This is a genomic window from Bradyrhizobium sp. LTSP849, assembly GCF_000938255.1.
Classification (GTDB): domain Bacteria; phylum Pseudomonadota; class Alphaproteobacteria; order Rhizobiales; family Xanthobacteraceae; genus Bradyrhizobium.
In genome coordinates this window covers 154,518-177,181 of sequence record NZ_JYMR01000049.1, presented here as the reverse complement: position 1 = coordinate 177,181, position 22,664 = coordinate 154,518, and the positions used below count along the sequence as shown (strand labels likewise).

Annotated in this window: 22 protein-coding genes; 10 read left to right on the top strand and 12 right to left on the bottom strand. The window is 63.3% G+C overall.

Going from position 1 to position 22,664, the window contains the following annotated elements:
* Positions 1–57: 57 nt before the first annotated feature.
* The 3 genes from UB31_RS27580 to UB31_RS42255 all read left to right on the top strand — a co-directional run bounded on the left by UB31_RS27580 (position 58) and on the right by UB31_RS42255 (position 3,104).
* Positions 58–2,016, top strand: coding sequence for an alpha/beta hydrolase domain-containing protein (locus UB31_RS27580; protein ID WP_045013127.1), 1,959 nt, complete (start codon positions 58–60; stop codon positions 2,014–2,016).
* Positions 2,017–2,214: 198 nt separating this feature from the next.
* Positions 2,215–2,859: a glutathione S-transferase family protein gene (locus UB31_RS27575; RefSeq protein WP_045013126.1), complete on the top strand. Its 645-nt coding sequence runs from the start codon at positions 2,215–2,217 to the stop codon at positions 2,857–2,859.
* A gap of 92 nt (positions 2,860–2,951) precedes the next feature.
* Positions 2,952–3,104, top strand: a complete 153-nt coding sequence (locus tag UB31_RS42255; RefSeq protein WP_197087453.1) for a hypothetical protein — start codon at positions 2,952–2,954, stop codon at positions 3,102–3,104.
* Between the two features lie 28 nt (positions 3,105–3,132).
* Here UB31_RS42255 and UB31_RS27570 read toward each other — a convergent pair whose 3' ends face one another.
* Positions 3,133–3,480 carry a hypothetical protein gene (locus tag UB31_RS27570; RefSeq protein ID WP_045013125.1) on the bottom strand — a complete coding sequence of 116 codons (348 nt, stop codon included), beginning with the start codon at positions 3,478–3,480 and terminating at the stop codon, positions 3,133–3,135.
* A gap of 178 nt (positions 3,481–3,658) precedes the next feature.
* Here UB31_RS27570 and UB31_RS27565 point away from each other — a divergent pair, with 178 nt between their 5' ends.
* Positions 3,659–4,165 carry a hypothetical protein gene (locus tag UB31_RS27565; RefSeq protein WP_045013124.1) on the top strand — a complete coding sequence of 169 codons (507 nt, stop codon included), beginning with the start codon at positions 3,659–3,661 and terminating at the stop codon, positions 4,163–4,165.
* On the opposite strand, the gene UB31_RS27560 is transcribed toward UB31_RS27565, so the two are convergent.
* Complete coding sequence (locus UB31_RS27560) at positions 4,155–5,909, bottom strand: AIPR family protein (RefSeq protein ID WP_045013123.1); 1,755 nt, start codon at positions 5,907–5,909, stop codon at positions 4,155–4,157. The genes UB31_RS27565 and UB31_RS27560 overlap by 11 nt on opposite strands.
* A gap of 7 nt (positions 5,910–5,916) precedes the next feature.
* On the bottom strand, positions 5,917–7,449 hold the full coding sequence (locus UB31_RS27555; RefSeq protein WP_008143082.1) for an acyl-CoA carboxylase subunit beta: 1,533 nt from the start codon (positions 7,447–7,449) through the stop codon (positions 5,917–5,919).
* 146 nt (positions 7,450–7,595) lie between these two features.
* Here UB31_RS27555 and UB31_RS27550 point away from each other — a divergent pair, with 146 nt between their 5' ends.
* The 3 genes from UB31_RS27550 (at position 7,596) to UB31_RS27540 (ending at position 9,837) form a co-directional block, all read left to right on the top strand.
* Entirely contained in the window at positions 7,596–8,012 is a 417-nt protein-coding gene (locus tag UB31_RS27550) for a DUF4260 domain-containing protein (RefSeq protein WP_045013122.1), read from the top strand.
* Positions 8,013–8,175: 163 nt separating this feature from the next.
* Positions 8,176–8,772, top strand: coding sequence for a hypothetical protein (locus tag UB31_RS27545; protein ID WP_045013156.1), 597 nt, complete (start codon positions 8,176–8,178; stop codon positions 8,770–8,772).
* Between the two features lie 72 nt (positions 8,773–8,844).
* Positions 8,845–9,837 (top strand): dienelactone hydrolase family protein, encoded by a 993-nt coding sequence (locus UB31_RS27540; protein ID WP_045013121.1) that lies wholly within the window; start codon positions 8,845–8,847, stop codon positions 9,835–9,837.
* 158 nt (positions 9,838–9,995) lie between these two features.
* On the opposite strand, the gene UB31_RS27535 is transcribed toward UB31_RS27540, so the two are convergent.
* The 5 genes from UB31_RS27535 to UB31_RS27515 all read right to left on the bottom strand — a co-directional run bounded on the left by UB31_RS27535 (position 9,996) and on the right by UB31_RS27515 (position 14,374).
* Positions 9,996–10,652: a carboxymuconolactone decarboxylase family protein gene (locus UB31_RS27535; RefSeq protein ID WP_045013120.1), complete on the bottom strand. Its 657-nt coding sequence runs from the start codon at positions 10,650–10,652 to the stop codon at positions 9,996–9,998.
* A 78-nt stretch (positions 10,653–10,730) separates the two neighbouring features.
* Positions 10,731–11,549, bottom strand: a complete 819-nt coding sequence (locus tag UB31_RS27530) for a penicillin-binding transpeptidase domain-containing protein (protein ID WP_045013119.1) — start codon at positions 11,547–11,549, stop codon at positions 10,731–10,733.
* A 72-nt stretch (positions 11,550–11,621) separates the two neighbouring features.
* Positions 11,622–11,885, bottom strand: a complete 264-nt coding sequence (locus UB31_RS27525) for an EscU/YscU/HrcU family type III secretion system export apparatus switch protein (RefSeq protein WP_045013118.1) — start codon at positions 11,883–11,885, stop codon at positions 11,622–11,624.
* Positions 11,882–13,525, bottom strand: coding sequence for a flagellar hook-length control protein FliK (gene fliK, locus UB31_RS27520; RefSeq protein ID WP_045013117.1), 1,644 nt, complete (start codon positions 13,523–13,525; stop codon positions 11,882–11,884). Before fliK ends, UB31_RS27525 begins: the two co-directional genes overlap by 4 nt.
* 54 nt (positions 13,526–13,579) lie before the next feature.
* Positions 13,580–14,374 carry an ATP12 family chaperone protein gene (locus tag UB31_RS27515; RefSeq protein ID WP_045013116.1) on the bottom strand — a complete coding sequence of 265 codons (795 nt, stop codon included), beginning with the start codon at positions 14,372–14,374 and terminating at the stop codon, positions 13,580–13,582.
* 76 nt (positions 14,375–14,450) lie between these two features.
* Between UB31_RS27515 and UB31_RS27510 the strand changes: the two genes are divergently transcribed.
* Entirely contained in the window at positions 14,451–14,897 is a 447-nt protein-coding gene (locus UB31_RS27510; protein ID WP_045013115.1) for a hypothetical protein, read from the top strand.
* Between the two features lie 202 nt (positions 14,898–15,099).
* Here the strand turns inward: UB31_RS27510 and UB31_RS27505 are convergent, their stop codons facing one another.
* The 3 genes from UB31_RS27505 to UB31_RS27495 are packed head-to-tail and all read right to left on the bottom strand — an operon-like array spanning position 15,100 to position 19,124.
* The gene (locus UB31_RS27505; protein WP_045013114.1) at positions 15,100–16,332 is read right to left on the bottom strand and encodes an RluA family pseudouridine synthase; all 1,233 of its coding nucleotides are present in this window, start codon (positions 16,330–16,332) and stop codon (positions 15,100–15,102) included.
* Between the two features lie 57 nt (positions 16,333–16,389).
* Positions 16,390–17,721 (bottom strand): replication-associated recombination protein A, encoded by a 1,332-nt coding sequence (locus tag UB31_RS27500; protein ID WP_045008190.1) that lies wholly within the window; start codon positions 17,719–17,721, stop codon positions 16,390–16,392.
* Complete coding sequence (locus UB31_RS27495; RefSeq protein ID WP_045013113.1) at positions 17,718–19,124, bottom strand: DegQ family serine endoprotease; 1,407 nt, start codon at positions 19,122–19,124, stop codon at positions 17,718–17,720. Before UB31_RS27495 ends, UB31_RS27500 begins: the two co-directional genes overlap by 4 nt.
* A gap of 316 nt (positions 19,125–19,440) precedes the next feature.
* Between UB31_RS27495 and UB31_RS27490 the strand changes: the two genes are divergently transcribed.
* Positions 19,441–21,072, top strand: coding sequence for an OprO/OprP family phosphate-selective porin (locus UB31_RS27490; RefSeq protein ID WP_045013112.1), 1,632 nt, complete (start codon positions 19,441–19,443; stop codon positions 21,070–21,072).
* 41 nt (positions 21,073–21,113) lie between these two features.
* Here the strand turns inward: UB31_RS27490 and UB31_RS27485 are convergent, their stop codons facing one another.
* The gene (locus tag UB31_RS27485; RefSeq protein ID WP_045008193.1) at positions 21,114–21,497 is read right to left on the bottom strand and encodes a winged helix-turn-helix transcriptional regulator; all 384 of its coding nucleotides are present in this window, start codon (positions 21,495–21,497) and stop codon (positions 21,114–21,116) included.
* Between the two features lie 133 nt (positions 21,498–21,630).
* On the opposite strand from UB31_RS27485, the gene UB31_RS27480 reads away from it, so the two are divergent.
* Positions 21,631–22,644, top strand: a complete 1,014-nt coding sequence (locus UB31_RS27480) for a zinc-binding alcohol dehydrogenase family protein (protein WP_045013111.1) — start codon at positions 21,631–21,633, stop codon at positions 22,642–22,644.
* Positions 22,645–22,664: the final 20 nt, after the last annotated feature.

Sequence of the window (22,664 nt, the reverse complement as noted above, 5' to 3'; positions counted from 1 at the left end):
AACAAAAAGCCCGCGCGACGGAACTAGCAGCCGCGCTAATCAAGGGAAGGAACGGCCATGCGCAGGATCATCACGGGCCTCGTTGCGATCGCCTCGTTGTGGCCCCTCGCCTTGCGCGCCGAAATCGTCCGCGTCGACGTCCAGGAACGCGTGCCGGCTTTCGCCGGACGCAGCTTTGGCAATGTCGGCACCTATGAGCGCATCACCGCGCGCGCCACCTTCGCGCTCAACCCGTCGGACGACCGCAACGCCGTCATCACCGATCTCGCGCTCGCCCCGCGCAACGCCGACGGCAAGGTCGAAGCCACCGCCGACGTCGTGATCCTGCGGCCGACCGATCCCACGCACGGCAACGGCACGCTGCTGCTGGAGGTGCCCAACCGCGGCCGCAAGCTCGCGCCGCAACTGTTCGACGATTCCGCCCAGCCCGGCGCCAACAACGCGGACACGGCCGAGGATGCCGGCATCGGCTTCCTGCACCGCCAAGGCTACACGATGGTTTGGGTCGGCTGGCAGGGCGAGATTCCCTCCAAGCCCGGCCAGCTTGCGATGGCCGCACCGGTGCTCAAGGGCGTCACCGGCCCCGCGCGCGAAGAATTCGTGTTCGACAACACCACGAGCCCGGCGCGCGCGGCGCTGACCTGGCCGGCGGCGGATGCTTCCAATCTCAACGTCACCGTGCGCGCCGCCTGGGCCGATCGGCGACAGACGCCGTCCGGCCTCGCGGCAAAACTCGTCGATCCCGTGACGGTGGAGATCACCCGGCCCGACGGCTTTGATGCCGGCGCGCTCTACGAGATCACCTACACCGCGCGCGAACCGGTACCGCTCGGCATGGGCTATGCCGCCGTGCGCGACGTCGTCAGCTTCCTCCGCCACGACGAGACGCCGGCGAACCCGCTGCTCGACGGTCTGCATCCGTCGGTCAGCCGCGCCATCGGCTTCGGCGTCTCGCAATCCGGCCGCTTCCTGCGCGACTACCTCTATCTCGGCTTCAACGAGGATCTCTCAGGCCGCATGGTGTTCGACGGCCTGATGCCCCACGTCGCCGGCACGCGGCGCATGGCGACCAATGTCCGCTTCGGCCAGCCCGGCCGCAACCCGCGCCATCCGCAGGATCCGGCGTGGCAGGCCGATCTCTTCCCCTTCACCTATGCGACGCTGAGCGATCCCTACTCCGGCAAGACCGACGGCGTACTCCGCCGCTGTTCGCTCTCGGTCACCTGTCCCAAGGTGATGCAGACCGACAGCGAGCACGAATGGTGGGCCTCGCACGCCTCGCTGCTGGTGACTGATCTCGCCGGCAACCATCTCGACCTCCCCGACAACGTCCGTGCCTACATGATCGCTGGCACGCCGCATTTCGCGGAACCCGCCGACGTGATGAAGAAGGGCCTGCCGGCAATGTCGCTGCCGCAAAACCCGATGCATGCGGGCATGCCGATGCGCGCGCTGCTCACCGACCTCAATGCCTGGATCAGCGACGGCATCAAACCGCCCGCAAGCCGCGTCCCCATGCGCGCCCACGGCACGCTGGTCTCGGCGCAAGGCGCCGTGCCGACGGATATCCCCGGCCTGCCCTACGCCGGCATCCACACGCTCGCCGCCTTCTCCGACCAGAGCGTGCTGCCACCGAAGGAGATCGGCCGCTATCCCGTGTTCGTGCCGAAAGCGGACGATGACGGCATGGCCATCGCCGGCATTCGCCAGCTCGCATTGGCGGTGCCACGTGCGACCTACACTGCGTGGAATCCGCGCGCGATAGGATTTGGGCCAACCGCGCTCTATCCGCTGCAAGGCGCAGTGGTGCCGTTCGCACCGACCGAGGCGGCGCGAAAGGAAGTGCGCGATCCCAGGCTGTCGATTGCCGAGCGATATGCGGATGATGGAGCATATGTGGCGGCGGTGAAGCGTGAGGCCGCACGGCAGGTGGCGGAGCGGATACTGCTGCCGGAGGACGCGGAGCGCGCGGTCGAGGCGGCGAAGCAAGGGAAGCTTGCGAAGCTGGGGCAGTAAGCAAAACCCAGCGGCCTTGTAGGGTGGGCAAAGCGGAGCGTGCCCACCAATTCTGTCGCCAGCCAAGAGATGGTGGGCACGGCGCAAGTGCGCCTTTGCCCACCCTACGGTCTCCGCCTTCGGAGAAAAAACGTCGCCCCCATGTCGGAACGCGGCGCCTCCGTCCGTCCTATGCTTGAGACAGCACGGAGACACCGCATGGCCGACCTCACCTTGATCACCTACGATTGGGTTCCCCGGCCGCCGCGCGGCTATGTACGCGACCTTCGTGTGCGCTGGGCGCTCGAAGAGGCTGCCTTGCCCTATCGTGTCGCCAGCACGCCGTTCGACGACCGCGGGCCTGCGCATCTGGCGCACCAGCCGTTCGGCCAGGCGCCATGGCTGACCGATGGCGATCTCTCGATCTTCGAGACTGGCGCAATCCTGCTGCATCTCGGCGGGCTCAGCGACGCGCTGCTGCCGGCCGATCCGCGCGGCCGCAGCGAAGCGACGGAATGGGTGTTCGGCGCGCTCAATTCGGTGGAGATGGCGAGCCTGCCGTGGACGATGCTGAAGTTCATGGGCGAGCCGGGATCGAAATTCTTCGACGACTTCCTCAAGCTTCGCCTCAAGCGCATGGAGATGGTGCTCGCTGACCGCGAATGGCTGGCCGGCTCCTTCTCCGTCGCCGACATCCTGATGTCGGACGTGCTGCGCGTCGTCGAGCGCTTCGACGGGCTGACGGACAGTCCTGCCTGCCGCGACTACGTCGCGCGCGCCACGGCCCGCCCGGCCTTCGCCAAAGCCCACGCAGACCAGATGGCGCATTTCGCGGCAGCAGATGCGGCGCGCAACGGGGCGTGACGCGCCGCACATAATTAACCCGGCGACAGCCATAGGGTCACAGCGGCAGAAACGAAGCAATTTGTGTCAATTATCCCGGCGGAAGGTGATACATGGCCCGCATCGCTTATCTTAGAGAGAAAATCGCTCGCACCGAGCGGCTGGCGAAGGCGATCCTCGACCAGCAAATCGCGCAACGACTTCAAGCGTTCGCAGCCGAATGCGGCGCGGAGTTGCAGGTCCTGACGCACAAGGCTGCGGCGTGACGTGTGTGAGCGCCCGCCAAGCGGCGCGTCAGACCAGCTTCATCGGCGCATCCGCGACCACGCGAAGGTCGATCCTGCTGATCAGTTGAGCCCGAAGCACCTCCGCGGCGCCGATGGCACTTTCGGTCTGCCGCAACGTGCTGATGTTCGAGCCGAATGAGACGATCCCACCCAGCACCAACGCGATCGATCCGAGCGCGGCGGTCTGACCTGATCCGAGCAGACCGAGGATCGCGATCAACAACAGCGCAGCGCCGCCGCCAATGGCGATCTTGGACGCCAGGATGTACTTCCGGCACCGCTCGGCGATCTCAGCCAGCGCCTCGATCCGCGCTTCGATGTCTGAAATCTCGTCGGGCGGATCGTCTTCGGTCATTGAGCATGGTATGCAATTTTCAGATTGATGCCAGTATATGTGCATGAAGCGAATTTGCCAAGATTTGAGAGTTGGCTACGATTTGAGTCGCGCAGGCCGACTACAATGGCAAATTGCGTGCTGTGCCTAACAAGGACGGATAATCAACTCGCACAAATGTCGTCCGGGACTTCATCCCATGATCGCCCTCGTAAAATCGTTCATTCCAAGACGCAGCGACATCTTCACTCGCATCTCGTCAAGAACAACACTCAAGGCATGGAAGCCATTTTACGAATGCGTAGGTATTCTTTTTCAGCTTCAGAACTCTGATCTAGATGACGATCATCCCGAGTGGAGAATCTATTGGTTTGCGGGCTTAGCTCTTCTTAGGACTGTCGGACATGTCTTAGACAAGATCGACGGCACCACATCTGATCAGCATCGCAGAATAATTAACGCCACCTGGGAGAGCTGGAAACGGAACAGAGCCGAAAATGCGATCTTTTGGGACTTTGTCGAGCAAGAAAGAAACAATCTTCTCAAGACGTACGAATTCGGCGTTGAGATCGACGACGAAGGCTTACTTCACAAAGAGTCAGGCAGAGATGGAGGCCAACTTTTCCGTGAAGCCGTATATTGGTGGCGCTTTCAGCTTGAAAAGCTTGAGCAGGAACTAACCGATCAGACCTCTATCAAGAGGTAACATCCATTTCTCTCACAAGCGCGAGATTATCTTCAAACTTTCGCCTTACCGAGTCCCAGACCTTGGCGTCACGGGGAAGCGAGAAAGCTGTTCCCTCTTCCCTGACTAGCATCTCTCTGTAGGATTGCGACAAAGTCACGTTGATCACCTTCTTCGCCCTATCAAAGAACGAATTGAATTTCGCGCCGAAAGCATACAAGTCCTCCCATGAGGCCTGACCGCTCACAGGGATCAATTGGTCACAATAAAGCTTGAATAGTTTCAATCCGTAATATTTCAGTCGAGATACTTGCTTTAGATCATCGTGCTTTTCTTGGAGCCCCTCGAGCTCGCGCTCAATTCGACGAAACACGTGGATCGCCAGCAGAGCATCCCGGAATTGCTCATCACTCCAAACGTCCACCAGATCGCCATCAGCCCCGAACGAATAACCATACAGGCCATTCTCTTCGGGAAGCTGAAACAACTTGGCCGGATCTGAGATCGGTATTCTTGGATCATGATACCAAGCGTACCTTATCTTGCCTAAATCCTGGAGCTTCAGCACCATTTGCGATGAATTCGATCTTGGATAAGGCCGCTTTCTGCCATACGCGATCTGCCCGAGTTCGCCACGCGGCTTCGTCGCCTTGAATTTCGCCTCTAACCAGAGCTGAATCTTATCGTTCGAACGGAAGTCTGGAGCCCGCAATGTATTCTGAGTGTTGTTTGTCTTAATAAGTGAGGCTGCGATGCCTTTCTCGCGATGGGCATGCTTCACGGCCGTCAGCTTTACGAGCACCAAGACATCCTTGAGGGCCTCGTTACTTGCATGCTTGATCGCGCCAAGCGTTTGCGCGCCATTAACGACCTGAAGTTTGCGGATTAGAAGCTTCTTTGATTTCGCGTCAAAGTCAAAACTCTCGCAAAGAGCCGAGATACCATTATTGTAATAATAAAAATGCTTTGGCTCCTTAGCTAGAGTCTCGGTCAAGCCAGTATTCACCTCACCCTTACGCCCGAGGAAACGGCGAATATTCCAATTGAAAAGACTGTCTTTGTGCTCGATTGCGAGGTCTTTCAGAGCCGTACCGCGAAGAGCAAAAGTCAGATTGTCCAACTCTCCGTCGGGCTGCATGAAATGTCCGTCCGCAAGCACTAAGGCGACATTGTCCGGATATTTTTCTTCAATGCTTTGAACCGAAACATATTCATCGCGCAATTCTGAGATATCCCAAACGTCGAACTTTACGCTCGCACCTTGAAACCGCTCGTTGAATGCATCGACTAGTGCTGATGTTTTCTCGGTCGCCTCCCCAGTACTTATGAATATGAAGCTAATTACATATCGTTGTTTGAGCCAATACTCGAATTCAGACCCCAACTCCAAGATTTTCGGATTCTTGGTTTTCCGCTGATCCAGATATTTTCGGCTCGCCAACAGTTCGTAGTTTGAAAAGAATGTCTTTACTTCATCCTCATGTATCGGATCTGAAGCAGCTATCTTCGGGTGCTTGCACTGAAGGATATATATTTCCTCGGTTTCCTTACTCTCAAAGAAGATATCAACTCCCGCATCATCGCCACGAATGACGCATTGATCAGCCTTGTTATCCGCGGCCGGGTACCGCTCGCAGAAGAGATTGAAACACCAATCCTCGAAAGCCATGCCTCGATGTTTCACATTATCGAAGCTCCAATTGTTGTGGGTGCTTATCTTTTGCAGTGAGTTACGAAGGGATAGTTTAAATTCTTCGATCTTCATTGCGCCCTCACAACGGCAAATTGTCGTGCTTCTTCGCCGGCGTCTCCACCTTCTTGTCCTTCAGCATCGACAGCGCCCTTGCGATCCGCTTGCGGGTCGAGTGCGGCATGATGACGTCGTCGATGTAACCGCGCTCAGCGGCGATGAAAGGCGACAGGAAGCGGTCTTCGTATTCCTTGGTGCGGGCGGCGATCTTGTCTGGATCGCCGATGTCACTGCGGAAGATGATCTCGACCGCGCCCTTGGCGCCCATCACGGCGATCTGGGCGGTCGGCCAAGCGTAGTTCATGTCGGCGCCGATTTCCTTCGACGCCATGACGTCGAAGGCGCCGCCATAGGCCTTGCGGGTGATGATGGTGACCAGCGGCACGGTGCACTGCGAGTAGGCGAACAGGAGTTTCGCGCCATGCTTGATCAGGCCGCCATATTCCTGCGCGGTGCCGGGCAGGAAGCCCGGCACGTCGACGAAGGTGACGATCGGGATATTGAAGGCATCGCAGAAACGCACGAAGCGCGCGGCCTTCCGTGATGCATCGCTGTCGAGCACGCCGGCCAGCACCATCGGCTGGTTGGCGACGAAGCCGACGGTGCGGCCGGCGATGCGGCCGAAGCCGGTGACGATGTTCTTGGCAAAGGAGTCCGCGATCTCGAAGAAATCACCCTCGTCCACGACCTTCAGGATCAATTCCTTCATGTCGTAGGGCTTGTTCGGATTGTCGGGGATCAGCGTGTCCAAGGACATGTCGACGCGGCCGATGTCGTCGAAGCTCGGCCACTCCGGCACGCCGTCGGTGTTGTTGGACGGCAGGAAGTCGATCAGGCGCCGCATCTGCAAGAGCGTCTCGACGTCGTTCTCGAAGGCGCCGTCGGCGATCGAGGAGCGCGTGGCGTGCACCGAGGCGCCGCCGAGCTCTTCCGCGGTGACGACCTCGTTGGTCACGGTCTTCACCACGTCGGGGCCGGTGACGAACATGTAGCTGGTGTTCTTCACCATGAAGATGAAGTCGGTCATGGCCGGCGAATAGACGTCGCCGCCGGCGCAGGGGCCCATGATGACGGAGATCTGCGGGATCACGCCCGAGGCGAGCACGTTGCGGCGGAACACGTAGGAGTAGCCGGCAAGCGCGGCGACGCCTTCCTGGATGCGCGCGCCGCCCGCGTCATAGAGGCCGATGATGGGCGCCCTCGCCTTCATCGCCATGTCCTGGAGTTTTGTGATCTTCAGCGCGTGGGTCTCGGACAGCGATCCGCCGAACACCGTGAAGTCCTTGGCGAAGACAAACGTCTTGCGGCCGTTGACGGTGCCCCAGCCGGTGACGACGCCATCGCCGGGAATCTTGTTCTTCTCCATGCCGAACTCGGTGGAGCGGTGCTCGACGAACATGTCGAACTCCTCGAACGATCCCTTGTCGAGCAGAAGCTCGATACGCTCGCGCGCGGTCAGCTTGCCGCGGGCGTGCTGCGCCTCGATGCGCTTCTCGCCGCCACCGAGCTTTGCGCCGGCACGACGGTCTTCAAGGGCGTCCAGAATATTCTTCATTTGCTCCCGCCAGGTCTTAAGCCTTAAGTGATGGGCGTTCTAACACGGCATTTTGCGGGCCGGGAAGCGCCTTTCGGCCTCGCAGGCCTGCCTTACCCCTGCGAAAAACCGTCAGCGATTACAAAGTATTGCCTGGGGAGGCGACCATGGATGAGGCCACGGGTGAGCCCAAGCACGAGACCGGCGCGGCGACCGGTGGCGTCAGGCTCCTGCTGCGGCTGGAGGGGCTGACCCTGTTCCTCGGCATGACGGCGCTGTATGCGGCCTGGGGCGGCTCCTGGCTGATTTACGTCCTGCTCTTCTTCGTCCCCGATCTGAGCTTCCTGGCCTATCTGTCGGATGCGCGATTTGGGGCCATCGTCTACAACACCGCCCACAGCTACATGGCGCCGATGACACTGATGACGCTGGGCTTCGGCTTTGCCTCGCCCCTGACCCTGTCCATCGCCTTGATCTGGCTTGCCCATATCGGCATCGACCGGGCGCTCGGCTATGGCCTGAAATACTCCGCAGGCTTCGGCTTCACCCATATGGGTCGGATCGGGCGGCAGAAAGGCGCTTGAGGCCTGCGCGCTTTGGCGGCGGGATTGCCGCCATTTTGTCGGCCCTCGCCGGTTGACCGAGGCAGCCGATTCAGGCTTGCTCCTCTTTCGATCAGGCGCCGAATGTTGCGTGAGCTCAGTCGGTACGGCGGCGGTCATCACGTCTGGCTGCAAGCATCACCTCATGTCCGCCAAGGTCGTCCCCCTGCCGCCGAACTCATCGTCCGAAACCACCGACTTCCTGCGGCGGATGGCCAGCATGGTGTCGGGGCGGAACGGCGAGATGCTGCTGCGTGCCGCAAGCCTGATCGAGTCGCTGACGCAGCGGGCGATGACGGCCGAGCGGCTCTATCACCAGGCGCAGGAAGAGAGCACACGTAACGCCGAGCGGCACGAAGCCGCTGAGCTTGCCTCTGATGCCATGGTCGGCCAGATCGCCGCGCTGCGGACGCAACTCGCGGAGGTGACTGCGGCTGCGGCCGCCGAGCGTGCCGCGTTCGACGCCGAGCGCGGCAAGCTGCTCGGCCTGATGCAGGATGCGGAAAGCCATATCGGCAAGCTCACCACCGAGCTCGCGACGCTGCACGCCTCCGTCGACAGCTTCAACGAGACCGTGGTCTCGGTGCCGATCGAGGTGCTGCGGCTGGCGCGGACACAGTTCGATTATCTCTCGGGCGGCTTTGCGAAAAAAGGCGACGTGATCTCGCAGGCGATGAGCGAGATCGGCGGCTTTGCGATCGACCAGGCGCTGGCGGTGAAGAAGCAGCCCGGTCCCGCCTGAGGCGGATGCGCGTCAAATTGACAGCGCGCGGATCCGTTGTTCTACTCAGAAAAAATCACAAGGGAGGATCCGATGCCAACGGCATTCCGCGTCATGGCGCTTTGCATCTCCATGCTGTTCGCCGGCATTGGCGCCAATGCGCAATCCCTTCCCAAGGAAGCCGCTGTCCGGACCGAGATCTTCCCGATCCCCTCGCTCACCCTTTCCGACCAGCAATTCCTCAGCGGCGATGCGGCGGCCGCCAAGCCGGTGACGGTTGCGGGCGAATTCCGCGTCGCGCAAGGCACCGGAAAACTCCCCGTCGTGGTGCTGATGCACGGCTCGAGCGGCGTCGGCGCCACCACTGAGGCCTGGGTGCACGAATTCAATGCGATGGGCATCTCGACCTTCGTGATCGACGGCTTTACCGGCCGCGGCCTGACGGTGGTCGGACCGAACCAGGCCCTGCTGGGCCGGCTCAATCTGATCATCGACATCTACCGCTCGCTGGACATTCTGGCGAAGCATCCCCGCGTCGACCCCGATCACATCGTGCTGATGGGCTTTTCACGCGGCGGACAGGCGGCGCTCTATGCGAGCCTCGACCGCTTCAACAAGCTCTGGAACAAGTCCGGCGTCCAGTTCGCCGCTTACATCCCGTTCTATCCGGACTGCTCGACGACATATCAGACCGACACCGAGGTCGCGGCGCGTCCGATCCGGATCTTCCACGGCACGCCGGACGACTACAATCCGGTGAAGAGCTGCAAGGCTTTCGTCGAGCGGCTCAAGGCGGCCGGCCGCGACGTGGTGCTGACCGAATATCCTGACAGCGCGCACGGGTTCGACAGCGGCCTGCTGGGCGTCAACACCGTGACCGTCTCCACCGGCGCCCAGACCGCGCGCAACTGCCACATCCGCGAAGGCGACGGCGGTGTGCTGATGAATGCCGACACGCAAGCGCCCTTCGCCTACAAGGATTCCTGCATCGAGCTCGACCCGCATGTCGGCGGCAATCCCGCGACCGCCGCCGAGTCGCGCAAGGCCGTGGTGGATTTCCTCCAGGCGCTCTTCAAGCTGGGTTGAGACTGCGTGACTTGCACCGATGGCGTAGGGTGGGCAAAGCGAAGCGTGCCCACCAAATTGCAGAGCCACGGTGTCGAGAGATGGTGGGCACGACGCTGCGCGCCTTTGCCCACCCTACAGTATCGCAATTTGTCGCAGGCTCCTCGCAATGACGAGTCCTACGGCTCGCCGGGCTTGAATGGCTCCTGCTTGTCCGGCGGTGTGGTCTCCTCGGCCATGGCGAGCAGCATCGCGACCATCACGTAATTGCCGGCGACCGCGCTGAGATCGACGATCTGCTGATCGTTGAACACCTTCTTCGCCCGCGCGTAGGTCTCGTCGGAGACCTTTTTCGTCGTGGTGAGTTCAGTGACGAAGTCGTAGACCACCGCCTCGTCCTCGGCCATGGCCGACGGCCGCTTGTTGGCCTTCAGCTCGGCGATGATGTCGGGCGACAGGCCCGCCTTCGCCGCCAGGGGCGCGTGGGCGAACCACTCCACCTGCGAGCGCCACTGCCGGCCGATGATCAGAATCGCAAACTCGTTGAGCTTGGTCGGGACCGAGGTTTCCCAACGTAGATAGTAGAACAGGTCGAACAGGCGTTGGCCGAGCACGGGACTGCGGATCATCGGATTGTAGGGACCGCCGATGCCGACGCTCGACACCTTCATGATCTGCTCGCCGAGCGGCTTCTGCTTCTCGTTGAGCTGATCCATGGTGAGCTGCGGAAAGCGCGGCTCCTTGCTGGTGGCAGGTGCTGCAAACATCGTCGCGGCAAGCCAGCCGCCCGCGGCGGCAAGCGTGAGCGACGACAGCCAGAGCGGCGTTGACTTCATCGTTTCCTCCCGACCTTTTTTCTTTCTTGGTCAGGACGATGCTAGTCGAGCAGCGCAATGGGCGCCAGCGTGGTGGGATCAGATCGCGCCGATATCGGCAAGGCAGGCTTGCGTCAGCGGCATGCGCTCGCCGACGAGGCGCGGCTCGCCGCAATCCATGTTGAGCGCGAACACGGTGTGCGCTTCGCCCTTCTCGGCCCAGCCGACCATCCAGCCGAGCGACGGCGCGCCGCGCTCGGCGCCAAGCAGTCCGGACTTGGCGCGGATGATGCTATCACCGACCTTGGTCACCGGCAGGATATCGGCCACGAGGTCCTGGCTGCGTTTGGAAATCGGCAAAGCGCGGCGGCGCAGCCGGTCGACGAAATCGATCTGCTCGATCGGATCGATGCGCAGGGCGCCAGTGAGCCAGAACTGGTCGATGCCGCCGCCGATGTCGCGATTGCCGTAGTCGAACAGATCAACATATTTCTGCATGCGCTCTTGCCCGATCCGCCGCGCGATCTCCTGATAGACCGGCACCGCACTCACGAGAATCGCACTGCGCAGCGTGTGATCCTTGTTCCAGGCTTCGATCGGGCGCTTCACACCATCCCAGGGAAACACGTCCTTGTCGGGATCGGCGACAACGCCGGTCTCCAGCGCAATCAGCGAGTTCGGGATCTTGAACGTCGAGGCCGGCAGCTTGGCTTCGCCCGAGCGCTCTCGGTCGCTGGCAACGATCAGGTAATCCTCGACCTTGTAGCCGACGAAGGTTCCGGCCGTGCCGAGGTCAGTGAAGCGTTTTGCCAGGCTGTCGCGGATCTCGTTGCGCGGTGGCGCGACATGGGCGAACGCGCGCGACGGCACGATAGCGGCTGCGGCAAGAAGCCCGAGGGTGGAACGGCGGGTGAGCAAGAGCGGTATCCGTTGATCGATGAGGGCGCCGCGACCATGCAGCCGCCATCGTGGTGAAACGATGACAGCACGCTATCGCCCTCGCCCCGACAGCCGCAGAATGAACACGAGCACTTCGGCGACAGCCTTGTAGAGATCCGGCGGGATTTCCTCGCCGAGCTCGACCTTGGAGAGCGCGCCGGCCAAAACCTCGTTCTCCTCGATCGGGATGTCGTGGGCCTTGGCGATCTCGACGATTTTTGCGCCGATCGTGCCGCTGCCCTTGGCGACCACGACGGGCGCGCCGCTGCCCTTCTCGTAATGCAGCGCGATAGCGAGCTTGGATGCGTCGCTCATGTGGCGCGATCCAGAAAGTGCCCGGCGCGGGCCGGCGCCGGCTGTGGCGGCGTGCCGTCGCGGACCACGATGTCGCCGGGCTTGAGCTCGGCCTTCGTCATCGCCTGGCTGAGCTCGCCGATGCCGGCGCGGAGTTGCTGCGCGGTCGCCGGCCGCTCCGCCCACATCCGTACAAAGGTCTTGTCGCCGTTGAGCGTGATCAGCGCATGCACCGGGCCGGTCGGCTCGACATTGAGCGAGAAGCGCGCGCGCCAGGCGCGCTTGGCAGGATCGGCAGACTCATTGCCGCCGTCGCGCGAGATCTCGAACTGCGCCATCGCGGTGCCCTGCGCCGTTGCAAACGGAATCTCGAAATTCCACTGCGGCACGCTTGGGTCGATGCGATGGCCGCTGGCGTCGACACGGTCAGGGAGCGAGGCGACCTGGAGCAGGGTCTGCCGCGCGATCGCGGCATCGGTGTCGTCGAGCAGGCGGTGCATGGTCGCAGCCAGCGGCGTATCCGGCGTGAGCGACGCCGAGGCGACGGATTGCGGCGACGGCAGCGCGCCGCGGATCGGCGGTGGCGTGGTCGCGCGCGCGGCCGCCTCGAAGAGGTGGCCGTCCGGCACGGCCTTGTTGGAGCCCGGCACATTGCCGATCATGCGGGGCAGATTTTGCGTGACCTCTTGCAGCAGGCTTGCAGCAAGACCAGCGGACATCGTCCGCGGGATCCCCGCCTGCGGGACCCCAGCAGCCATGTCAGCCAACACAGCGGCCGCGAGATTGGCGCCGCGCGGCGTTTGCAGCGATTGGGCCATCTCTGCGTCAGGTAGCGGCAACACCGCCTGCGCGACCTCGCCTGCAATCTGAGCGGGCGAAATTGCGACCTGCGGCGTGGCGACGGAGTTTGCGGGAAGCGCGGCGCCTTGCGTCGCCGCCTGCGGCACGCTGCTCTCGAGCGCACCAGAGGTCGCAGCCAGCGTCTGGCGCAGCACCAGCAGCGCCGCTTTCAAGTCCGGCACCGCGCCCGAGGATGGCGGCGTGCCCGCAGCGAGCGAGGCCTCGAGCAACAGCCCGGATTTCTGGAAGGCGGATTGGATATCGGCCCCGTCGAGGCCGGCATTGAGCGGCGTCTGCTGCGCCAGCACGTCCAGCACCGCCTGCTTCAGTCCGGCCGGCAAATCGCTGCCGGTGACGATTGAGGCCAGATTGGCAAACAACGGCGCCTGGCTGCCCTGCTTGGTCGCGGCCTCGGCCGAAGCCAAGGTGACGGCGACCTGCTCGGACGGCGTCAGAGGGTTGCGGGCCGTGGTCACCGACGGCGCAATCGACGGGCTATCGACCAGCGAGGCTGCGCCCGGCGTCAGCGTAATCTGATCGGCCGTTGCCCCGCCTGCGCCATCGACGATGGCGAGCCGGATGGTGCCGCCGTCGTTCTGCGACACCGCAAGCTGAAGATTCTGCCCCGGTGTCAGCGCCACTTCCGACATCACGTCCATCGAGAGGTTGGCGATCGCGATCCGCACAAGATTGTCGGCGAGCACGCTGACCACTTTTGCGTCGACGACGCTGCCGGCTTGAAGGGCAAGCTCGGGCGTCGCCGCATCAGCAACAGGGCTGGCAGCACTGACGGGAACGATCGAGCTTATCGGCGTCGGCATCTCGGAGACCTAGGAAGCGCGGGCCACCCTAACCCCTGCGTCGTAAACCTCTCGTTAAGGACCTTTGGCCTCGGCTGGCTTCACGGCCGCCAGCACCGTCACGGCAGCCCCAAAGTCCCTCAAGCGCGCGGCGCGGCGGGCGGCCGCCTCCTCGTCCACGCCCCATTTGCCGGCATTCCAGTCCTCATCGACATAGGCTGCCGCCCAGACCTGGTCGGCATCGCGGGCGCCATGGCACAACGCCAAGGCCAGCAGCGCCGAGCCGGTCAGGGTCGTGATCACGTGGAGGGCCGCGACGGACCAGGGATCATCCGGAAGTGCCGCGCGCGCGGCCTGAATGGCCCCATCCGGCTGCGTCACATGCACGATGCCCTCGGACAGGATGAAGTGCGCGCCCAGCTTCTCCGCAGCCCAGAACACCACGGGATCCCAATGCGCGGCTTCGCTTGCGACCAGCCCATCGGGATAGCCGGCGCGATAAAACAGCATGTCGGACTGGAAGTATTTTGCAAGGTCATCCGTGACGAGATCGATGCGATCAATGACGCCCTCGACCACGCTGTTGGCAATCCGCGTCAGCGGCATGCTCAGGGGCTTGATCGTCTCCTCCTGCGCCGCCCACTCCGCGGCCACCGCATCGGCGAGCTTCCGCGACGGGATCGCCACCTGGCGGCCGGAGGGCGTGCGGATCGGCTTGCCGTCGAGTGTGATGGCAAAACCGCCCTCGGCCTCGGCCACGCCCGCCTCCTTGTAGAAGCGCTTGCGCAGCGGCACGCGGGTCGCCTGGCGGACCGCCTCCTGCGGATCGAGCGGGGATCGCCCCGCCATCTCGTCGAACAATTCGCGCATCTTGAGTTTTAGGTCTCCGCCGCTGAATATTAGGCTTTTAAGCTAAGACCGGCGGCCGATAAAGCGAGCGGCAGGAATGAGGGAACTTGCGGGGATTGTGGGCCTGTTCGCCGGGCTTTGGCTGGCCGCGGCGCAGGCCGGCTTCCGGACCCCGGAATCGCTGGTGCGCAACGTCTATGCCCATTACGGCCAAGGCGCCCCCGAATTGTCCAAAGGCCTGCCGCGGGATGCCGCAACCGCCCGGCAGTTCTTCGACCCCTCCTTACGCAAGGTGTGGTCCGCGCCGCGGGCCGAGCCCTACGATTTCCTGGTCCAGAGCCCGACCTGGAAGCTCGGCCCGGTCTCGGTCGCAATCCTGCGCAAGCAATACGACAAGACCTATGTCGCGGCGAATTTCGACAATCACGGCCGGCGGGTGACGCTGAATTTCATTCTGGTCAACGGACCCGAGGGTTGGCTGATCACGGATGTCGAGAGCCCGCATGACAGCTTGCGGATGTTTCTGGAGCAGTTTCGGAATTGAGCGGTGTGTGAGTGGGGAGCGCAACCACGGGTGTCGTCCCGGCGAAGGCCGGGACCCATACTCCGCAGCAGAACTTTGGCGAAGGCCAGCAGTTGGAATTCGTTCGTCGGTACGAAGACCGCACGCCACAGATAGATTCCGCGGTATGGGTCCCGGCCTTCGCCGGGACGACGCCGGAGAAACACCGCGCTCCACAGCGCCCCTACTCCTCGGGCGCGTTCTCGATCGGATCAAACCGGCTCGCGTCCAACCCGAGCAGATTCCACGACTGCTGCATGTGCTGCGGCAGCGGCGCGGTGGCGTCGATCACGCCGCCGCGGGGATGCGGGATCACGATGCGGCGCGCCAGAAGATGCAGCCGGTTTTGCAGGCCACCCGGCAATTGCCAATTCTCGATGTTGAAATATTTGGGATCGCCGACAATGGGATGGCCGATATGCTCCATGTGGGCGCGGAGCTGGTGGGTGCGCCCCGTCACCGGCTTCAGCGACACCCAGGTCAGCTTGTTGCCGGCGGTCTCGACCACCGCGTAGTAAGTGATCGCGTGGCTCGCGCCCTCGTCGCCATGCTGGGCGATGCGCATGATGGTGTCGTCCTCGCTTTCCTCTTTTGCCAGGAAGGTCGAGATGCGGCCCTGCTTCGGCTTCGGCAGACCCGGCACCAGCGCCCAATAGGTTTTCCGCGCTGACCGGGAGCGGAAGGCACCGGTCAGATGCGAGGCGGCAAAGCGCGTCTTGGCGATGAGAAGACAGCCGGCCGTGTCCTTGTCGATCCGGTGCACAAGCCGTGGCTTCTGGCCCTTGGAGTCGCGCATCACCTCCAGCATCTGATCGATGTGCCGCGTCGTGCCGGAGCCGCCCTGCACCGCAAGCCCGAACGGCTTGTTCAGCACGAGAACGTCGTCGTCCTCGTAGATCGTCATCTCCTTCAGCGCGGCAAGCGTCTTCTGGGCGGCTTCCGACAGCGAGCCGGGCGCCGCCTTCGGTGCGTCGAGCTTCAACGGCGGAATGCGAACGCTCTGCCCCTCCTCCAGCCGGTCCTTGCTGTCGACGCGTTTGCCGTCGACGCGCAGCTCGCCTTTGCGGACGACGCGCTGGATGTGGGAGAACGACAGGCCGGGAAAGCGCGCTTCGAGAAAACGGTCGACCCGCATGTTGTTCTCGTCGGCCGTCACCGTGACGGTCTGCACCTTGGTCGGCAACAGCACCTCGACGGGCTTTGCCGCGGCCGGCGTTTCCAGCGCAGCCTTTTCCAACGCAGCCTTGGGCGCACGCCGCTCGGCGCGCTCGGCCGCAAAGCGCGGCGGTTTCCCGCCCGGCTTAGCCCCGGGCCGCGGCCCGGCCTTTTTCGCGCTGCGCGCCTTGAACGGACGTGAATCGTCACGCTCGTCACGCGAACGGGGCTTTGGGTTCATTCTCTTGATGCGGCGGCTCATGGCTGCCTGCCTAGCTCAAAAGCGGCCTCACGTCACGGCGAAATGGCGATTTTGGCTTTAGCCGCCCCGCTCCTTCCGCAGCTTGGCCCAGTAATCCAGCCGCTTGCGGATCTCCCGCTCGAAACCGCGCTCCGGCGGGTCGTAGAAGGTCTGACGGCCGAGGGCCTCCGGAAAGTAGTCCTGACCGGAGAAGGCGTCGGGGGTGTCGTGGTCGTATTCGTAAGCTGCGCCGTAGCCTTCCGACTTCATCAGCTTGGTCGGGGAATTGAGGATGTGTTTTGGCGGCAGCAGCGAGCCGGCCTGCTTGGCGGTCTGCATGGCCGCGCCGAAGGCGGTGTAGACCGCGTTCGATTTCGGCGCGGTCGCGAGATAAACCACGGCTTGCGCGATGGCGAGCTCGCCCTCAGGAGACCCGAGAAAATCGAAGGCATCCTTCGCCGCATTGGCGATGACGAGGGCCTGCGGATCGGCGAGCCCGATGTCCTCGACCGCCATGCGCACGACGCGGCGAGCCAGGAACAGCGGATCCTCGCCGGCATCGAGCATGCGCGCCAAATAATACAGCGCCGCATCGGGATCGGAGCCACGCACCGACTTATGCAACGCCGAGATCAAATTGTAATGGCCATCGGCCGACTTGTCGTAGATCGGCGCGCGGCGCTGCAAAATGTCCTGCAACTGCGCGGCGTCGAACATCTCGTCCTTGCGGGCAGCGCGCCAGACCTCTTCGACGAGCGTGAGCGAGGCGCGGCCATCGCCGTCGGCCATGCGCACGAGCACCGCGCGTGCCTCGGCATCCAGCGGCAGCTTGCGGCCCTCGACGTCCTCGGCATGCACGAACAGCTTTTCGATCGCAGCCGCGTCGAGCGAATGAAACACCAGCACGCGTGCGCGCGACAGAAGCGCCGCGTTGAGCTCGAAGGACGGGTTCTCGGTGGTGGCGCCGACCATCACCACCGTGCCGTCTTCCATCACAGGCAGAAACGAATCCTGCTGGGCGCGGTTGAAGCGATGCACCTCGTCGACGAACAAGAGCGTGCCCTTGCCCATCTCGCGGCGGGCACGCGCGGCCTCAAAGGCTTTCTTGAGGTCGGCGACGCCGGAGAACACCGCGGAGATCTGCTCGAAATGCAGGTCGGTCGCATCCGCCAGCAGCCGCGCCACCGTGGTCTTGCCGGTGCCGGGCGGGCCCCAGAACACCAGCGAGCCCAGCGTGCGCGTCGCCAGCATGCGCGTCAGCGCGCCATCGGGACCGAGGATGTGATCCTGGCCAACCACCTCCGACAGCGCACGCGGCCGCAGCCGGTCCGGCAGCGGATGCGGGGCTTCGTGATCGAGCCCCGCCGCGGCAAAGAGAGTTGGCGTCTCCTGTGGTCGCTTCGGACTCATCCGCCCAGCGTGACGTTGATCTGCTGGCCGCCGCGCACCAGCGTGATGCGCCAGAGCCGCTGGCTTGCCCCCGCCGCCTTCTCGAGGTCGTCGGTCTTGCCGATCTTCTGATTGTTGACGGCGAGGATGATGTCGCCTTTCTGGAAGCCGACACTGGCCGCAGGCGAGTCACCGCCGAGTTCGGTGATGACGACACCTTCGGTGTCGGCATCGAGATGCAGCTCGTCGGCAACTGCTGGCGTGATGGTCGAGACCTTCGCACCCTGGAACGGCGAGCGCGCGGTGATGACGAGCTCGTTGCGACCCGAATCCGGCGCGGTCTCCAGTGCCACCGTCAGCTTCGTCGGCTTGCCGGCGCGCTGCACGTCGATCTGCGCCGTGCCACCGAGCGGCCGGGTGGCGAAGCGATAGTCGAAGGCATTGGGATCATCCACGGCCTGGCCGTCGATGCCGGTGATGAGGTCGGAGGATTTCAGCCCGGCCTTCGCCGCGGGGCCGTTCGGCACGACGCTTGCGACCAGCGCGCCGGTCGGCGAGCGCAGGCCGAGACTTTCGGCGATCTCGGGCGTCACCGCCTGCAACTTTGCACCGAGCCATGGCCGCTTCACCGCCTTGCCGCCGCCCTTGGCGGAGGCCACGACAACGCGCACCATATTGGAAGGAATCGCGAAGCCGATGCCCTGCGAGCCACCTGAACGCGAATAGATCGCGGTGTTGATGCCGGCGAGCCTGCCATTCATGTCGACCAGCGCGCCGCCGGAATTGCCGGGATTGATCGCCGCGTCGGTCTGGATGAAGAACTGGTAGTCGGTGATGCCGACTTGCGTGCGCGCGAGCGCCGAGATGATGCCATGGGTCACGGTCTGGCCGACGCCGAAGGGATTGCCGATCGCGAGCACGACGTCGCCGACCATCAGCTCATCCGAATTGGTGAAGTCGAGAGCCGAAAACTTCTCTTTGGTATCCTTCAGGCGCAGCACCGCGAGATCGCTGCGGGGATCCTTGAGCACGATCTCGGCCTCGAACTCGCGCTTGTCCGACAACGACACCTTCACTTGGTCGGCGCCTTCGATGACATGGACGTTGGTGACGACGAGCCCGGACGCATCGACGATCACGCCCGAACCGAGCGAGCGCTGCACCTGCTCCTGTTGCTGGCCCGGCACGCCGAAGAAGCGGCGGAAGATCGGGTCGTCCAGCAACGGATTGCGGTTCTGCACCACCTTGGCGGCATAGACGTTGACGACCGCCGGTTGTACCCGCTGCACGATCGGCGCATAGGACAGCCGCAGTTCGGCCGGTGACGACGGGACGCGACGGTCCTGCGCGGAGGCCGGATTGAGACTGGTCGAAAAAGCTATGCACGATGCCGTGACGACGGCGGTCCAGATCGATCGAAACATTCCTACCTCTTGGAAAAGACGCCGGAATATAGGCGCGTTCGCCCCCCAATAGAAGGGCGCCGGGCGGCAATATTCAGCCCCATTCCGGTGTGGCCGGCACGCAAGCACTGCGTGCAAAATGACAATTGGACTGACACCGCGGATTGGCATGACGCCCATCATCTTGCATGCTGGCCGGTGGCGGATTCGGCTGCGGCGAATTTGCATCAGGCGGAACCATTGCAGCCGTGGCGCGCCGTCGCGGGACAGTCATCGATCGTTCTTAGGCTCTCCCGTTGCGACTTGGGGAAGTTGGTCTAACCGATGGAGTGGTGACGTGAGCAGGACAAGAATTGCAGCCGCAGCGATTGGTCTCGCCGGCGCGCTGGCGGCCTCGCAGGCCCAGGCACAATCAGCAAGCAACAGCGAGCAGGAGATCGCGCTGCTGAAGCAGCAATTGAAGATGCTGGAGCAGAAGCTCGACAAGCTGCAAAGTCAGACCGCCGCGAACACGGCGGCCACGGCGAAGACCAAGGCCGAAGCGAAGGCCGAGGCCAAGGCCGAAGCGCGCTCGGAGGCGAAAGCGGTCGTCGCCAATGCCAATGCGGCGATCCCGCTCAAAGGACCGGCGCCCGCGTCCGGTGTCGTGGTGACGATGCCGAACAACCGGCCGACCATCTGCACGGCCGACGGAGCGAACTGCGTCGCGATCACGAGCCGCGTGCACTGGGACGTCGGCGGCTATGACTATCGTCCCAATACGGCAGGCACCGTGCCACAGAAACTCGACAGCGGCGAGAACGTCCGTCGCGCACGCATCGGTGTCGTCGGCAAATTCCTCGAAGACTGGAATTTTGCGCTCGTCTACGACTTCGGCGGTTCGGCTGACGGCTTCGGCGGCACGGGCGCCGCCGGCGCTACCCCTGTCGGCTTCCTGCCCGGCGGCGGCACATCCGGCATCGAGAACGCGTATTTGAGCTACACGGGGCTGAAGCCTTTTGGCGGCAAGATGGCGATTGAAGCCGGCGTCATGGACATTGCCTGGACCCTCGATGAGGCCTCGAGCTCCAACGACATTCCCTTCATGGAACGCGCCTCTGTCGGCGTGATCGCGCAAAACATCGCCGCCGGCGATTTCCGGTCTGCCGTCGGCGCGCGCTGGTACAACGACGTGTTCTGGGCCGGCGCTTACGTGACTGGCCCGACCACGGGTGCCATTCACTCAGCGTCGAGCGCCTCACCTCCTGGCACCAGCGAGCAATACGGCGCGACCGCCCGCGTTGCAGGCCAGCTCGTCAGTGGCAAGGATTATTCGGTGCATCTCGGCGGCGACGCACAGTGGCTGATCCAGCCGCCGCGCAATCTGGTCGCCAACACGCAAACACTCACGCTCAGCGATCGTCCCGAGCTGCGAATTGACCCCACAACGCTGATCTCGACCGGTGCGATTGCCAATGTTTCGGGCGCGCAGGTCTATGGTGTGGAAGCCGCGGGGAACTATGGTCCGCTCTTTTTCCAGGGCGAATACTACTGGTTCAACATCGATCGCAATGCGAATACCGCCGTGCCGCCAATTGGCGCCTCAAGCCTGAAATTCCAGGGCGGCTACGCAGAAGCGGCCTATGTCCTGACTGGTGAAACCCGCAAGTACAATGCAGCCAACGCCTCCTATGCCGGCATCAAGCCGGAGCATCCGTTCTCGATCGAAGGTGGTGGCTGGGGTGCCTGGGAAGTCGCGGGCCGTGTGAGCCAGATGGATCTCAACAATCAGCTGGCGACCGCCGCGGGCATCGCCGGCGGACGGCAGACCGTCTACACGCTGGCGCTCAACTGGTACGTCAACGGCAACGTTCGCTTCATGCTCGACTACCTGCATGGCAATATCTCCAAGCAGGCTTCGCCGGTCTCGACGGCGGATGTCGGCGCGAAGTTCGACGCGGTGGCGATGCGCACGCAGTTCGCGTTCTGATGCGATCACGTCCGGGAGCGGTACAGTCCGCTCCCGGATCTTCAAGCTGCGCGCTTCGCCTTCTTGACCGGCTCCGCCTCGGGCGCCGGCGCACAGGACAGCCGCTGCTGATGGCCCTCGCCCCAGACCTTGAGAATGTCGATCACCGGCCGCAAGCTCTCGCCGAGCTCGGACAGGCAATACTCGACCCGCGGCGGCACCTCGGCGTAGACCTTGCGAATGATGAGCTTGTCCTCCTCCAGCGCGCGCAGCTGCTTGGTCAGCATGCGCTGGGTGATGCCGGGCATCCGGCGGCGCAGCTCGCCGAAACGCTGGGTGCCGCCTTGCAGATGGTAGAGGATCACGCCCTTCCATTTGCCGTCGATCAGGTCCAGCGTCGCCTCGACCGCGCAGCCCGGACGCCAGCTAAAATCTCGCCGTTTCATGCGTGTTTTCCCAATAGTATCCAAACAGGGACTATATCCCCAAATTTACAGTACTTGCAAAATGGGAGCTATCCCGACAGTTAACAGGCCGGGCGCACATAATGATCTGTGCGCCATCTGATGGAGACAAGCCATGAAGGCCGTCGGCTACAAAAAATCGCTTCCGATCGAGGATGCGGATTCACTGATCGATTTCGAGACCGCAAAACCCGCGCCAAAGGGGCGCGACATCCGCGTTGCCGTGAAGGCGATCTCGGCCAATCCGGTCGACTACAAGATGCGCAAGCGCGCCGCCCCGGCCGAGGGCGAAGTGAAGATCCTGGGCTATGATGCGGCCGGCGTGGTCGACGCGGTCGGCCCCGAGGTGACGCTGTTCAAGCCGGGCGACGAGGTGTTTTACGCGGGCTCGATCCAGCGCCCGGGCACCAACTCCGAATTCCATCTGGTCGACGAGCGCATCGTCGGCAACAAGCCGAAGTCGCTCTCGTTTGCGCAGGCGGCCGCCCTCCCCCTTACCTCCATCACCGCGTGGGAATTGCTGTTCGATCGCCTCGGCGCCGTACCAGGCAAGAGTGTCGATCCGCGCACGCTGCTGATCACCGGCGGCGCCGGCGGCGTCGGCTCGATCCTGATTCAGCTTGCCCGCCGCCTCACCGGGCTGACGGTGCTCGCCACCGCGACGCGACCGGAATCGCAAAAATGGTGCTTCGATCTCGGCGCGCATGCGGTGATCGACCACGGCAAGCCGATCAAGGAGCAGATCGAGAAGCTCAAGCTGCCGCCGGTCGCGCTGGTGGCGAGCCTCACCTTCACCGAGCAACACTACAAGGCGATCGCCGATGTCATGGCGCCGCAGGGCAGGTTCGGCCTGATCGACGATCCGCCGGAGTTCACCGTGAGCGCGTTCAAGGGCAAGGCGATCTCGGTGCACTGGGAATCGATGTTCACGCGTTCCTCGTTCCAGACGCCGGACATGATCGCGCAGCATCATCTGCTCAATGACGTCGCCGACCTCATCGACAAGGGTGTGCTCCGCACTACGCTCGACCAGACCTTTGGCACGATCAACGCGGCCAACCTCAAGCGCGCGCACGCGCTGCTCGAGAGCGGCAAGTCGCGCGGCAAGATCGTGCTGGAGGGGTGGTAGGCGAAGCTACATAGGGTGGG